The organism is Actinotalea solisilvae, assembly GCF_016464425.1.
In the GTDB taxonomy this organism is placed as follows: Bacteria; Actinomycetota; Actinomycetes; order Actinomycetales; family Cellulomonadaceae; genus Actinotalea; species Actinotalea solisilvae.
Genome location: NZ_JADDKQ010000007.1, coordinates 217,244 through 230,521 on the forward strand (window position 1 = coordinate 217,244; position 13,278 = coordinate 230,521).

Consider the following 13,278-nt stretch of genomic DNA (forward strand, 5'->3'; position numbering starts at 1 on the left):
GACTGGCGCGATGGAGCGTGAGGAGCAGCAGCCGGGGCTCGCCGCCCCCGATGGCACGACGGGAGTCGCCGCGGGGCGGGCGGCGGGTACCGCGGGCGACCGAGCCGGCTCGCCGTGCCCGGCCTCGCCGGACCAGGCGGCGCCGGCGCCTGAGCGCCGCGGGCTCAGCCGCCGGACGCTGGACCGGCTCGTGGGTGCGGGCCTCATGCTCGCGGTGCTCGTCGTGGCCGGGGCCGTGCTGCTCTGGGCCGCGACGTCGCCCGCGGGCGCACCGGACGCCGCGGGGCCGGAGCCGGACCCGGCCGCGCCCGGCGAGTCCGTGGACCCGCCCGCCGACCTCGAGCCTGGCGAGATCTGGCTCACCGGGCTCGTGCTCGACGCGGCGACCGTCGCGACGCCCGACGGAGCGCTGCACGACGTCAGCGCCGTCGGTCAGGACGTGCGCACGGGACCCGACGGCCTCGTCGCGGGCGCGATGAGCGTCGACGCGACCGTCCCCTTCGACCTCGTCGCCGAGCAGATCGCCGACGACGTCGTCGTGGGCCCCGCGCCCGACGGCCTCGCCGCGGTGACGCGGGACGTCGAGGTCGCCGGCCGCGTGCTCACGGTCGTCGCCACGGGCACCGTCTCCGTCGAGCAGGGCCTCCTCGTGGTCGAGCCCCGCACGGTCGACGTCGGCGGGCCGGCGTTCCTGTCCGGCGTGCTCGGCGCCCTCGCGCGGCAGCTCGTCACCATCGAGCACGAGATCCAGGGGCTCCCCGAGGGCCTCGTGCTCCGGGAGGTCACCGTGCAGGACGACGGCTTCCGCGCCGAGCTCTCGGGCGAGGACGTGCGCCTGGCGGTCCCGACCGCGGGGTGACCGCCCGGCGCGACGTGCCTCAGGCCCGGGGTGCGCGGACGGCGCCGGCGAGGTCGGCGCGCAGCTCCTCGGCCGTGCGCCGCGGGCCGTAGGCGGGCGTGCCCGGCTCGATGCGCCACGTCTCGGCGAGCGCGTCGACCTCGACCGGGTCGAAGCCGAAGGCGTCGATCAGCCGCGCGACCCGGGCGCGCGCGTCGGCGTCGTCGCCGGCGACCACGAGCGCGCGGCGGTCGGGCGTGCCGGCGGGCTGGGCGTGGCCGGTCAGGGCGGCGGCCTCGATGTGGTTGAACGCCTTGACCACGTGCGACTCCGGCAGGCGCCGCTGGAGGAGCTCGGAGCTGGTGAGCTCCCCGGCGTCGAGCTCGGGGACGTGCCCGTCGCGCTGCCAGTAGTAGTTGGTGGTGTCGACGACGACCTTGCCCGCGAGCGGCTCGACGGGCAGGGCGTCGATCGCGTGCAGGGGCACCGAGACGACGACGACGTCGGCCTCGGCGGCCTCGTCGGGCGTGCCCGCGCGGGCGCGGTCACCCAGCTCGGCGACGAGGTCCACGAGCGTGTGCGGCCCGCGGGAGTTGCTCACGACGACGTCGTGCCCGACGCGCGTGGCGAGGCGCGCGAGCTGGGAGCCGATGGCGCCGGATCCGATGAGTCCGAGGATGGTCATGGACTGCACAACGCCCACCGGCGTGACGCATTCCCTCAGCGGTGCCGCGACCCCGGCGTCGGCGTGGCGGCGGTCTCCAGCGCGGTGGGGTCGGCCGTCGGCGCGTCGGTCACGGGCGCGGCGCCGCCGGTCGCGGGTGCGGCGCCGCCGGTCGCGGGGGCCGTCGCGTCCGGGGCGGGAGACGGCGCGGGCGCGGCGAGGAGCGCGGGTGCGGCGCCGAGGCGCTCGCGCGTGAAGCAGAGCGTCGCGGGGCCGGTCTCGCCGGCCGCCCGCATCGCCGCGAGCGACGTCGTCGGGCTCGAGTCCGCGGCCTCGACCCCGTCGCGCAGCGCGGCCAGCGACGCGGGCTCGGCCGCGATCCGCCAGTCCTGGCGCGAGGCGACGTCGAACCACGTGAGGCCGATGGCCTGCGGCGTCGCCGCGAGGCCGGCGACCATGTCGCCGATCATGGCCGGACGGGCCGCGCCGGGCAGCACGCCCGCCTCGGCGACGTAGAGCGGGCGGCCCGGGGCGACGTCGGCGAGGCGTCGGACGGTCGGGGCGGCCGACGTCGCCCACGTGTCCGACGCCTGGTCGAAGTAGACGCTCAGCCCGACCCAGTCGACGTAGGCGTCCCCGGGGTAGAACGGCGCGACGTCGGCGATCGACGGGCCGTCGAGCGTCGCGGGGGACCAGAGCCACTGCGCGGTGGTCACGCCCTCGGCGGTCATGAGGTCGTGCACGTGGCGGTACGCGGCGACGTAGTCGGCGGGGGTGTTGCCCTGCACGCCGGCCCCCCACGGGTACCAGCTGCCGTTCATCTCGTGCGCGAAGCGGAGCACCACGGGGTACCCGAGCGTGCGCAGCGTCGCGGCCTGCGCGCGGAGGTACGCGTCGTGCTCGCCCGCGGCGATCGCCTGCAGCGAGTAGCGGTTCTCGGTCGGGACGGTCGGGTCCCACGGCTCGAGCGTGATGAGCGGGAGGCGCCCCTCGGCGGCGACGGCCCGCAGCGCCGGCCCGTTGAGCGGGTACCGGAAGGACGTGAAGGTCAGGGCGACGTCGGCGCGCCGGCCGAGCGCCGTCTCGAACGCCGTCAGCGCGACGGTCGAGTTGGGCTGGCCCGGGGTGAACACGCCGAGCCCGAGGCGCGTCGCGCAGCCCGCGGGCAGCGGGGTGGAGGTCGCGGGCACCGCGGGGGTCACGGCCGCCTCCGCGAGCGGGGCGGCGGCGAGGCCGAGCCCGAGCGCGAGGCCGAGCGCGAGCGCGGCACGGACCGCCGTCGTCCGTCGGGTGGTGGTTGCTGCAGCTGCCCCGCGGCGCACGTCCGGCCCTCCGTCCCGGCACCGGGCGTCCGCCGGGCCTGTGGACCCATCGGCCGCGGGCGGGGTCGCGGTGAGGTCGCCACCGGGTGAGATGGGGTGTCAGTCGTCGTGGTCGTCGTCCGACTCGACGGTCTGCGTGGGCACGCCGTCGACGCACGTCGCGCGGAGCTTCGTCTCGAGCTCCCCCTGCCGCAGCTCGACGTCGACCTGATCGGGACCCGCACCGTCGACCTCGACGGTCCAGCCGTCGAGGGGCGTCGCGTAGACGAGCGCGATGGCGGAGCCGTCGCACTGCGCCGCGACCTGGCCGCCGCTCACGTCCCAGACCCGCACCACGGGAGCGGTGGCCGGCGGCGTCGTCGAGCCGGGCGTGGGCGACGCGGTGGGGGTCGACGACGGGGTCGGGGTCGGAGTCGCGGGCGGCTGCGTCGGGGCGGCGCTCGCCTCGGCGAGGGCGGCGGCGACCTCGTGCTGCGTGAGCACGCGGCCGTCGGCGCCGCTCTCCCCGCCGACGGCGGCGACCGCCCACCACGCGACGCCGCCCGCCACGAGGGCCGCGAGCAGCCACAGCGCGACGGCGGCGGCGCGCGGGAGGGCGCGGGGGGTGGCCGGTGTCCCGGTGCGCGCGTCGTCGTCCATGGGTGCATGGTGCCGGACGGCCACCTCAAGGCGACGCCAAGGGGACGACAAGGTCCGGTCCGGGGGCCGTCCCGAGCTCGGCGGCGGGCGCCGATGCCCTAGCGTCGATCCGTGGCCGACGTGCTGATCATCGAGGACGACGCGACGATCCGGACCGCGCTCGTGCGCGCCCTGACGGCGCGCGACCACTCGACCATGACGGCGCCCACCGCCCTCGGCGGCCTGCAGAGCCTCGTCGAGCACCGGCCCGACGTCGTGCTGCTCGACCTCGGCCTGCCGGACCTCGACGGCGCGGCGCTCCTCGCGATGATCCGCGCGGTGAGCACGGTGCCCGTCATCGTCGTGAGCGCGCGCGACGACGGCCCGGCGATCGTCGAGCTGCTCGACGCTGGCGCGGACGACTACCTCACCAAGCCGTTCGCCGCGGACCAGCTCGACGCGCGGATCCGCGCGGTCCTGCGCCGCGCCGATCCCCGGCGCCCCGCGGCGCCGCTGCACGTGGGGGGCCTCGTCGTCGACGCCCGGGCGCGGACGGTGCTGCTCGACGGCCGGCCGCTCGAGCTCAGCCCGAAGGAGTTCGACCTGCTCGAGCACCTCGCCGAGCGCCCGGGCGAGGTCGTCACCAAGCGGGAGCTGCTCGCCGAGGTGTGGAAGCAGCCCTACGGGGGCGCCGACAAGACGGTCGACGTCCACCTCAGCTGGCTGCGCCGCAAGCTCGGCGAGAGCGCCGACCGCCCGCGCTACCTGCACACGGTGCGCGGCGTCGGGGTGAAGCTCGCGCCGCCCGAGCCGGACCGGCCGTGAGACGCCTCCTCGTCCGGTACGGCCTCGCGATGACGTCGGTCGTGCTCGTGGCGTTCCTCGTCCCGCTCGGCCTGCTCGCGCGCTCGCTCGCCGAGGACCGCGCCGTCTCGGCCGCGCGGCAGGAGGCGCAGGGCGTCGCGGCCCTCGCGGGCGGGGTCGCGGGCGACGACGCGAGGCTCGAGGCCGCGCTGCTGCGGGTCAACGCGGGCGAGCGTCGCACGACGGTCTTCCGGCCCGACGGCAGCACCGTCGGGGCGCCGCCGGCGGCGTCCGACCCGTCCGACGCCGTCGCGCTCGCCGCCGCGACGGGCTCCGCCCTCACGGCGCGTGCCGCGGACGGCGTCGAGGTCGTCCTGCCCGTGGTCGACGCCGCGGGGGTCTCGGTCGTGCGCACGGTCGTGCCCGACGCGGAGCTCACCGCGGGCGTGCGCGAGGCGTGGCTCGTCCTCGCCGCGGTCGGCGTCGTCCTGCTCACGGCGGCGGCGCTCGTGGGGGACCGCATCGCCCTGCGCCTCGCACGTTCGGTGAGCGACCTGTCCGCCGTCGCGCAGCGCCTCGGGGCCGGCGACCTCGCGGCGCGCGTCGAGCCGTCGGGGCCGCCCGAGGTCGCGTCCGTCGGCCGGGTGCTCAACGGGCTCGGCGCGCGCGTGGACGGCCTGCTCACCGCCGAGCGCGAGCTCGTCGCCGACCTGTCCCACCGGCTCCGCACGCCCATCACGGCGCTCCGGCTCGACGTCGACTCCCTGCCCGACCCCGACGACCGCGCGCGCTTGGCGGGCCACGTCGAGCAGCTCGTCGAGGCCGTCGACGCCGTGGTGTGGACGGCGCGCCACCCCGCGCACCGGGGCGCCACGGGCAGCTGCGATTCCGCCGTCGTGGTGCGCGAGCGCGCCGCCTTCTGGGGCGTGCTCGCGGTCGACCAGGGGCGGGACCTGGAGGTCGACGTGACGGACGCCGCCCCGGTCGCCGTCGCCCCCGACGAGCTGGGCGCCGCGCTCGACGTGCTGCTCGACAACGTCTTCAGCCACACGCCCGACGGCGCCGCGCTCGCGGTACGCGTCGAGGCCGCGCCCGACGCCGCCGTGCGCGTCGTCGTCGAGGACGCGGGCCCGGGCTTCGACGCCGCGGCGCTGGCCGGGCGCGGGGCGAGCGGTGCGGGGTCGACCGGCCTGGGCCTCGACGTCGCCCGGCGCACGGCCGAGGCGGCGGGCGGCGCCCTCGCGGTGGACCGCGGGCGGCTCGGCGGGGCCCGGGTCGCGATGACGCTGCCCGGTCCCGGTCCGGGCGGTGGGACCGTGCGCGGCGGCGGTGCCGGCCCGCGTTAACCGTTCCTTAGGGGGCGCTTGCCGCGGCCTTCAGGCGGCCGGAGCGACGGTGGTCACCACGACGCGGAGGACGCGTCCCCGATCAGGAGGTACCCCCCATGCGCTGGACCAGCCGCTCGACCCTCATCGCCGCCGGCGCCGTCGTGCTCACGGGCGGCGGCCTCGTCGCCGTCGCGAGCACCATGGACGGCACGACGCCGACCGCCGTGCCGGCCGTCTCCACCCCGAGCCCGAGCGCGACCCCGGACGACAGCCCGTCCGCGAGCCCGTCACCGAGCGTGACGCCGAGCCCGGTCACGAGCCCGTCGGCGGTCCCCTCGCCGAGGCCCTCGGTCGACGACTCCGACGGCCGGGTCGGCGGCGGGCACGGCTCGGACGACGTGAACGACGCGCCCGACGACAGCGACGGCCGCGTGGGTGGCGGGCACGGCTCGGACGACGTGAACGACGCGCCCGACGACAGCGACGGCCGCGTGGGTGGCGGGCGCGGCTCGGACGACGTGAACGACGCGCCCGACGACAGCGACGACCGTGACGACGACGACCGTGACGACGACGACCGTGACGACGACCGCCACGGTGACGACCGTGACGACGACGACCGCCACGGTGACGACGACGGCGGGCGCGGCTCGGACGACTGAGCCTCACGCCGGCGCGGCTGCCGCCTCGATGTCCGCGAGGATCTGCGCGCTCTTGCGCGCCGTGCGCCTGCCGACCGCGCCCAGGGCGACCAGCCCGCCGGCCGCCGCGGCGACCCAGCCGTAGTCCGCCGGCGTCCAGAACTCGCCGCGCGCCGCGCGCTGCTTCGCCCGGACGTCCGCGATCTCGGCGACCTGCGCCTCGTACAGCGCGAGCTCGGCGTCACCCGCCGCGGCCGGCACGGACGGCCACGGGGTCAGGGTCTGCTCCCGGGGCGTCTGCGTGAACGCCGCCGGCGCCAGGAACAGCGCGACGGCGAGCGCCCCGGCACCCACCCGCAACGCCCACAGCCGGACCGAGACCAGCGCCGTCACGCGGAGACGGTGCGCACGGAGCTGCGCGAACGTGGTGGTCCCGACGTCGGTCCCGTCGAGCGCCGGCGGCCGGGGCAGCGCCAGGGACCGGGGCGACGACCCCGACAGGTACCAGGTCGACGCCGCGAGCGACACGGCGAGGAACGCCGGTGCCAGCAGCCCGCGCGCCGGCAGGCCGCCCTGGTCCTCACCGAAGACGAGGGCGAGCGCGCCGGTGTACAGGACGCCCAGCGCCGCGGCCGCCGTCTGCGTCGACGTCGCGGCGGTGCGGTACCGCTCGACCGCGCCGCTCGAGAGCGCGTAGTCCTGCGTCGCGTACTCGGCGAAGGCTGCGAGCCGCGCCGCCCGGTCCCAGTCGGGCAGCCCCGCCGGACCGTCTGCCCCCGGCGGTGCCGGCGGACCCTCGGGCTCGTGGGTCCACGGCCACCGCAGCCGCAGGCTCACGACGTCCGCTCGCCCCCGTCGCCGCCCTCGGGCTCGACAGAGCCCTCGTCATCGTCGGGGGCGGGTCGACCCCAGCCCTCGCCGTCGGGTCGTTCGACGATGTCCGGGTACCAGTCCTTGCCGTCGCCGGGCCGCCCCTCGTCCGGGCGCTCGGTCCGGTCGTCGCTCACGTGCTGCATCGCTCGCCCCCTCTGGTCCGCATCCTCGATGACCGACCGTCCCAGCGTGGTCGCAGCGGGCCGCGCGTGTCCAGAGTGCGCGGCGGTCGTTCGTCGTGACGTGGCGTCGCGCGCAGTCACGCAGCCTCGGCGAGGCGCGCGGCCTGGGCGTCGCCGCGCCCGACGGACGCGTGGGGCTGGGAGGATCGCCGCGTGGACCCGTACCGCTCGCCCGAGAACGTGGCCCGTGCGGCCGCCGCCGTCCGCGCCGCGCACGAGGCCCTCATCGGCCGGGAGCACGACGGCGTGCGCGTGGACTCCGTCTGGCACTACGGCGCGGTCGACCTCCACACGGCTCATCTGGTCGTGTGGATCATGCTCGGCGGCCGGCCCCTGGAGGAGCTGCCGGAGTGGTTCACGATCGGCCCCGACCCCTCGGACCCTGCGAAGGCCAGGGCGGTCGACCCGGCGTGGCTGCACAGCCTGCGTCAGGTCGTCGTCGACGCGTTCGCGGCGCAGGGGTGGCCCGAGCCGGACCGCGTCCACGTCCTCACCGACAGCAGCGACCGCGCGGCGAGCCAGGGCGGCTGGTTCTACTTCAAGTAGCGACTCGGCGGCTTGACGGTCGTCGAGTACGTCCACCTGGCGCGAGAACGTCCTCCGGCGAGGACGTTCTGGCCTCAGGAGGACGTTCTCGGCCGTGCGGGAGGTGCCCGGTCAGTCCGTTGCGACGGTGAACGGGACGCGCGTGAGGTCCTCCGCGCGCGAGGACCGGCCCACCCGCAGCTCGAACGCGCCCGGCTCGACCACGCGCCGCCCGGCCGCGTCGACGATCGTCAGGTCCGCCACCGGGATCTCGACCGTGACGACCTCGGACGCGCCCGGCGCGAGCGTCACCTGGGTGAACGCCTTGAGCTCCTGGTCCGCCCAGCTCGCCGAGGTGACGACGTCGCTGACGTACGCCTGGACGGTCTCGGTCGTCGGCCGCGTGCCCGTGTTCGTGACGGTGACGCGCGCCGTGACCGTGTCGCCGACGCGGACGACGTCGTCGACGAGCTCGACCGGCCCGTACTCGACCGTCGTGTACGACAGGCCCTGGCCGAAGGCGAACGCCGGCTCCTGCGTGAGGTCGGCGTAGCGGTCGCCGTGCTGGCCGCGGATCTGGTTGTAGTACGTGGGCTGCTGGCCGACGTGCCGCGCGAACGAGACCGGCAGTCGTCCCGACGGCTCCGTGAGGCCCAGCAGCACCTCGGCGACCGCGCGCCCGCCCTGCATGCCGGGGTTCGCGACCCAGAGGAGCGCGGCCGCGCCGAGCGCCGACGGCGGCAGCACGAGCGGCTTGGACGCGAGCAGGACGACCACCATCGGCGTGCCCGTCGCGGCGAGCGCGTCGAGCAGCGCGACCTGGCCGCCGACCAGCTCGAGCGTCGCGGTCGAGCGCCCCTCGCCCACCAGCTCGATGCGGTCGCCCACGACGGCGACGACGACGTCGGCGTCCCGCGCCGCGGCGACGGCCTCGGCGACGAGCGCCTCGTCCGGGGCGCACGGCACGACCACGTGCGGGCGAGGCTGGCCGTCGGGGAAGAACTCGCCGCGCGGGTCCGGCTCCTCGGTGAGGATGTCGGCGCCGCGCGCGTGGGTCACGGTCCAGCCCGCCGGCACGTGCCCGCGCAGGCCGTCGAGCACCGTGGTGATCATGTCGCGGGGGTGGCCCTCGGGCAGCCAGTCGGCCTGGCCCGAGCTCCCCGCCCAGTCGCCGAGCTGAGTCTGCGCGTCGTCCGCGAGCGGCCCGACGACGGCGACCCGCCGCGCGCCCTCGATCACCGCGCGCCCGTCGCCGTCGGGCGCCGCGCCCGGGGTGTGCCCGCCCGCGAGCGGCAGCGTGCCGTCGTTGCGCAGCAGGACGAGCGAGCGCCGCGCGACGCGCAGGTTGACCTCGGCGTGCTCGGCGCTGCCCACGAGCGCCGCGATGCGCCCCGGGTCGGGACGCCGCGGGTCCTCGAACAGCCCGAGCTCCAGCTTGAGGGTGAGGATGCGTCCGACGGCGGCGTCGACCTCGGCCTCGGTGAGCATGCCGCGCTCGACGGCCTCGAGCGCGCCCTCGAAGAACTGCGGTGTCGTCATGATCATGTCGTTGCCGGCGCGCACGGCGGCCGCCGCGGCGTGGACCTGGTCGGGCATGATCTTCTGCTCCCACACCATGCGGCCGACGTTGTCCCAGTCGGTCACGAGGGTCCCGGTGTAGCCCCACTCGCCGCGCAGCACGTCGGTGAGCAGCCACTCGTTGATCGTGATGGGCACGCCGTCCGTGGTCTGGTAGCCGAGCATGAACGTCCGGCACCCCTCGCGGGCGACGCGCTCGAACGGCGGCAGGAACCACGAGCGGAGCTTGCGGCGGGAGATGTCCGCCTCGGACGCGTCGCGCCCGCCCTGCGTCTCCGAGTAGCCCGCGAAGTGCTTCGCGGTGGCGAGGATCGCCGTCGGGTCGGCGAGGCCGTCGCCCTGGTAGCCGCGCACCATCGCCGACGCGAGCTCCCCGATGAGCAGCGGGTCCTCGCCGAACGTCTCGTCGACGCGCCCCCACCGCAGGTCCCGCGTGATGCACAGGACGGGCGAGAAGGTCCAGTGGATGCCGGTGGCGGCGGCCTCGTGCGCCGTGACGCGCGCCGCCTCCTCGAGCAGGGAGGCGTCCCACGACGCGGCCATGCCGAGCTGGGTCGGGAAGATCGTCGCGCCCTGCCAGAACGAGTGGCCGTGGATGCAGTCCTCGGCGACGAGCAGGGGGATGCGCAGGCGCGTGCGCCCGGTGAGCTCGTGCGCGCGCAGCACGCGCTCGGGGGAGGCGTGCAGGATCGAGCCGACGTGCAGGTCCGTCACGAGCGCGTCGACGCCCTCGCGCGCGTCGAGCTGGAGCATCTGGCCGACCTTCTCGGGCAGCGTCATGCGCGCCAGGAGGTCCTCGACCCGCCGCGCCACCGGCAGGCTGGGGTCGAGGTAGGGGGCGGTCTGCACGGGTGTGCTCACGGTCGGTCCTCTCGCGACGGCGCCGTCACGGCGGTGCTCGGACCGGCGGGACGAGGGGGGTCGACGTCGAATGCCTACCGGTCGGTCAGTAAGTTAGTACGCGAGCGGTGACACGTGCCAGTAGCCGTCCGGGTGAGCACCTCGGGACGGGCCAGCGCGGCGCCGCTCGGGAGGGTCAGCCGCAGTAGTCGCAGACGCCCGTCGCGGGCAGCGCGGTCGAGCACGTGGGGCAGATGGCGACGGTCGCCTCGCGCGCGGCGGCGGCGCGCGACGGCGTCGCCGGCCGCGGGGCGGTCACGCGCGGGGTGCGGGTGCGCGGCGCCGCGACGCGCGGAGCCGCCGTCGGCGGGCCGGTCACCTCGAAGCCGCGCTTGCGCAGGATCGCGACCGCGTGCGTCATGCCTCCGCTGAACTCGTCCGACGTCGCCAGCCGTCCGGTCGCGTACTTGTGCGCGACTCCGAGCACGGCCTTCGAGTCGTAGCTGCGCCCCTCGTGCACGAGGACGTAGTCGCGTGAGGGCCCGAACCCGTAGAGCGCGAGGAAGTCCTCGCCACCACGCGAGTCGTACTCGGCGATCGCCTGGAGGACGTGGGTCCGCGTGACGGAGGAGAAGGTGGCCACGCCACGAGCCTAACCACCGCGCGCGGGGCGGGCGGCGACGGGTCGGCGGCCTCGGCTACGTTCGCGGGGTGATCCCGAGTCCCGCGGCCGCACCGACGCCGCGACCTGCGGCGGCGCCGTCCGCGGCGGTCCGGTGAGCACGGCCGTCGTCGTCGGCGGGGGCCCGGCGGGGCTCATGGCGGCCGAGCGGCTCGCGTCGACGGGCGTCGCGGTCACGGTGTACGACCGCATGCCGTCGCCCGCGCGCAAGCTCCTGCTCGCCGGCCACGGCGGGCTCAACCTCACGCACTCGGAGGGCCGCGAGCGCTTCCTGCCGCGGTACGGCGAGGCGGCCGACCGCCTCGCGCCGGCGCTCGACGCGTTCGGCCCGGACGACCTCCGCGCGTGGTGCGCGGGGCTCGGCGAGGAGACGTTCGTCGGGACGAGCGGGCGCGTCTTCCCGCGGTCCTTCCGCGCCACGCCGTTGGTGCGCGCGTGGCTCGCGCGGCTCGGCGACCTCGGCGTGCGCATCGAGCGCCGTCGCACGTGGACCGGGTGGGCGCCGGACGGCGCGCTCCGCGTGACGACCGCCGACGGCGCCGTCGAGGAGGTCCGCCCCGACGTGACGGTCCTCGCGCTCGGGGGTGCGTCGTGGCCCCGCCTCGGGTCCGACGGCGGCTGGGTCGGCACCCTCGCCGAGCGCGGGATCGCTGTGACGCCGCTGCGTCCGGCGAACGTCGGGATGTGCGTGACCTGGTCCGTCGGGTACGCCGACCGCTTCGCCGGGAGCCCGCTCAAGCACGTGCGCCTCACGGTCCCGGGAGGGCCCGGGCGGTCGGTCGCCGTCGTGCGCGGCGACGCCATGGTCACGCGCACCGGGATCGAGGGCGGCCCCGTCTACGCGCTCGGCGCCGCGATCCGCGCCGCGCTCGACGCGGACGGCCGGTGCGTGCTCGAGGTCGACCTGCGGCCCGACCAGGGCGCCGACCAGCTCGCGGCGCGGCTCGCCCGGCGGCGGCCGAAGGAGTCGGCGTCGACGTGGCTGCGCCGCGCGCTCGGGCTCGACCCGGTCGCCGTCGCGCTCCTGCGCGAGGCGACCGGCGGCGCGCTGCCCGACGCCCCGGAGGCGCTCGCCGCCCTCGCCAAGGCCGTGCCCGTGGTCGTCACGGCGACCATGCCGATCGACCGGGCGATCTCGACCGCCGGGGGCGTCGAGTGGTCCGAGGTCGACGAGCACCTCATGCTCCGCCGCCTGCCGGGCACGTTCGTCGCGGGCGAGATGCTCGACTGGGAGGCGCCGACGGGCGGCTACCTGCTCCAGGCGTCGTTCGCGACGGGCTTCGTCGCTGCGCAGGGCGCGCTCGGGTGGCTCGCGCGCGACACGCGCGGCTGACCGTGCCCCGCCGGGCGTCGCCGGCCCTCAGCGCCAGCCGAGCCCCGGCGCGACGTGGGTGAGCAGCGACTCGAGCAGGTGGGCGTTGTAGTCGACGCCGAGCTGGTTGGGCACGGTGAGCAGCAGGGTGTCCGCCGCGGCGATCGCCTCGTCCTCGGCGAGCTGCCGGACGAGCACGTCCGGCTCCGCCGCGTAGGTCTTGCCGAACACGGCGCGCAGGTTCGGCTCGATCTGGCCGAACTGGTCGGAGCCGGTGCCCTCGCGGCCGAAGTACATGCGGTCGACGTCGGTCGTGATCGGCATGATGGAGCGGCTCACCGAGACGCGCGGCTCGCGGGCGTGGCCCGCCTCGCGCCACGCGTCCCGGAACACCTCGATCTGCTTGCGCTGCTGGACGTGGAACGGCTCGCCGGACTCGTCCGCCTTGAGCGTCGAGCTCATGAGGTGCATGCCCTTCTCGGCAGTCCACCGGGCGGTGGCGTCCGAGGCGGCGCCCCACCAGATGCGGTCGCGCAGCCCGGGCGAGTGCGGCTCGACGCGCAGGAGCCCCGGCGGGTTGGGGAACATCGGACGCGGGTTCGGCCGCGCGAAGCCCTCGCCCTCGAGCACGTCGAGGAACACCTCGGTGTGCCGGCGCGCCATGGCGGCCTGGTCCTCGCCCTCGGCCGGCGCGTAGCCGAAGTACCGCCAGCCGTCGATCACCTGCTCCGGCGACCCGCGGCTGATGCCGAGCTGGAGCCGGCCGCCCGCGATGAGGTCGGCCGCGCCGGCGTCCTCGGCCATGTACAGGGGGTTCTCGTAGCGCATGTCGATCACGCCCGTGCCGATCTCGATGCGGCTGGTCCGGGCGCCGATCGCCGCGAGCAGCGGGAACGGCGAGGCGAGCTGCCGGGCGAAGTGGTGAACCCGGACGTACGCGCCGTCGGCGCCGAGCTCCTCCGCCGCCACGGCGAGCTCGACGGACTGCAGCAGCGCGTCCGACGCCGAGCGCACCGCGGAGTGCGGCGAGTCCGTCCAGTGGCCGAAGCTGAGGAACCCGATCGTCTTCAC

The 13,278-nt window shown here is 76.7% G+C and carries 14 protein-coding genes; 6 read left to right on the plus strand and 8 right to left on the minus strand.

Annotation, left to right across the window (positions count from 1 at the left end; translation table 11 throughout):
• Positions 1–10 precede the first annotated feature (10 nt).
• Positions 11–859, plus strand: coding sequence for an LmeA family phospholipid-binding protein (locus tag JIG38_RS07955; RefSeq protein ID WP_233404607.1), 849 nt, complete (start codon positions 11–13; stop codon positions 857–859).
• Positions 860–878: 19 nt separating this feature from the next.
• Here JIG38_RS07955 and JIG38_RS07960 read toward each other — a convergent pair whose 3' ends face one another.
• From JIG38_RS07960 to JIG38_RS07970, 3 genes are all read right to left on the minus strand, one after another.
• On the minus strand, positions 879–1,523 hold the full coding sequence (locus JIG38_RS07960) for an NADPH-dependent F420 reductase (RefSeq protein ID WP_199423226.1): 645 nt from the start codon (positions 1,521–1,523) through the stop codon (positions 879–881).
• Positions 1,524–1,558: 35 nt separating this feature from the next.
• Positions 1,559–2,824: a glycoside hydrolase family 26 protein gene (locus JIG38_RS20970; protein ID WP_199423227.1), complete on the minus strand. Its 1,266-nt coding sequence runs from the start codon at positions 2,822–2,824 to the stop codon at positions 1,559–1,561.
• 99 nt (positions 2,825–2,923) lie between these two features.
• On the minus strand, positions 2,924–3,463 hold the full coding sequence (locus tag JIG38_RS07970; protein WP_199423228.1) for a hypothetical protein: 540 nt from the start codon (positions 3,461–3,463) through the stop codon (positions 2,924–2,926).
• Between the two features lie 111 nt (positions 3,464–3,574).
• On the opposite strand from JIG38_RS07970, the gene JIG38_RS07975 reads away from it, so the two are divergent.
• The 3 genes from JIG38_RS07975 (at position 3,575) to JIG38_RS07985 (ending at position 6,236) form a co-directional block, all read left to right on the plus strand.
• Positions 3,575–4,267 (plus strand): response regulator transcription factor, encoded by a 693-nt coding sequence (locus JIG38_RS07975; RefSeq protein ID WP_199423229.1) that lies wholly within the window; start codon positions 3,575–3,577, stop codon positions 4,265–4,267.
• A complete protein-coding gene (locus JIG38_RS07980; RefSeq protein WP_199423230.1) occupies positions 4,264–5,592 on the plus strand; it encodes a sensor histidine kinase in 1,329 nt (442 codons plus the stop codon). Before JIG38_RS07975 ends, JIG38_RS07980 begins: the two co-directional genes overlap by 4 nt.
• A 98-nt stretch (positions 5,593–5,690) precedes the next feature.
• On the plus strand, positions 5,691–6,236 hold the full coding sequence (locus JIG38_RS07985; protein WP_199423231.1) for a hypothetical protein: 546 nt from the start codon (positions 5,691–5,693) through the stop codon (positions 6,234–6,236).
• Positions 6,237–6,239: 3 nt separating this feature from the next.
• Here the strand turns inward: JIG38_RS07985 and JIG38_RS07990 are convergent, their stop codons facing one another.
• Positions 6,240–7,052, minus strand: coding sequence for a hypothetical protein (locus JIG38_RS07990; RefSeq protein WP_199423232.1), 813 nt, complete (start codon positions 7,050–7,052; stop codon positions 6,240–6,242).
• On the minus strand, positions 7,049–7,231 hold the full coding sequence (locus tag JIG38_RS07995; protein WP_199423233.1) for a hypothetical protein: 183 nt from the start codon (positions 7,229–7,231) through the stop codon (positions 7,049–7,051). Before JIG38_RS07995 ends, JIG38_RS07990 begins: the two co-directional genes overlap by 4 nt.
• A gap of 192 nt (positions 7,232–7,423) precedes the next feature.
• On the opposite strand from JIG38_RS07995, the gene JIG38_RS08000 reads away from it, so the two are divergent.
• Positions 7,424–7,816 (plus strand): hypothetical protein, encoded by a 393-nt coding sequence (locus JIG38_RS08000; RefSeq protein ID WP_199423234.1) that lies wholly within the window; start codon positions 7,424–7,426, stop codon positions 7,814–7,816.
• Between the two features lie 111 nt (positions 7,817–7,927).
• On the opposite strand, the gene JIG38_RS08005 is transcribed toward JIG38_RS08000, so the two are convergent.
• Together JIG38_RS08005 and JIG38_RS08010 are read right to left on the minus strand one after the other, a co-directional pair.
• Positions 7,928–10,234, minus strand: coding sequence for an exo-beta-d-1,3/1,6-glucosidase (locus tag JIG38_RS08005; protein WP_307844685.1), 2,307 nt, complete (start codon positions 10,232–10,234; stop codon positions 7,928–7,930).
• 175 nt (positions 10,235–10,409) lie between these two features.
• A complete protein-coding gene (locus JIG38_RS08010) occupies positions 10,410–10,856 on the minus strand; it encodes a ScoMcrA-related endonuclease (RefSeq protein ID WP_199423235.1) in 447 nt (148 codons plus the stop codon).
• A 133-nt stretch (positions 10,857–10,989) separates the two neighbouring features.
• Here JIG38_RS08010 and JIG38_RS08015 point away from each other — a divergent pair, with 133 nt between their 5' ends.
• Positions 10,990–12,228: a BaiN/RdsA family NAD(P)/FAD-dependent oxidoreductase gene (locus JIG38_RS08015; RefSeq protein WP_307844686.1), complete on the plus strand. Its 1,239-nt coding sequence runs from the start codon at positions 10,990–10,992 to the stop codon at positions 12,226–12,228.
• A gap of 27 nt (positions 12,229–12,255) precedes the next feature.
• Here the strand turns inward: JIG38_RS08015 and JIG38_RS08020 are convergent, their stop codons facing one another.
• Positions 12,256–13,278 carry an LLM class flavin-dependent oxidoreductase gene (locus JIG38_RS08020; RefSeq protein ID WP_199423236.1) on the minus strand — a complete coding sequence of 341 codons (1,023 nt, stop codon included), beginning with the start codon at positions 13,276–13,278 and terminating at the stop codon, positions 12,256–12,258.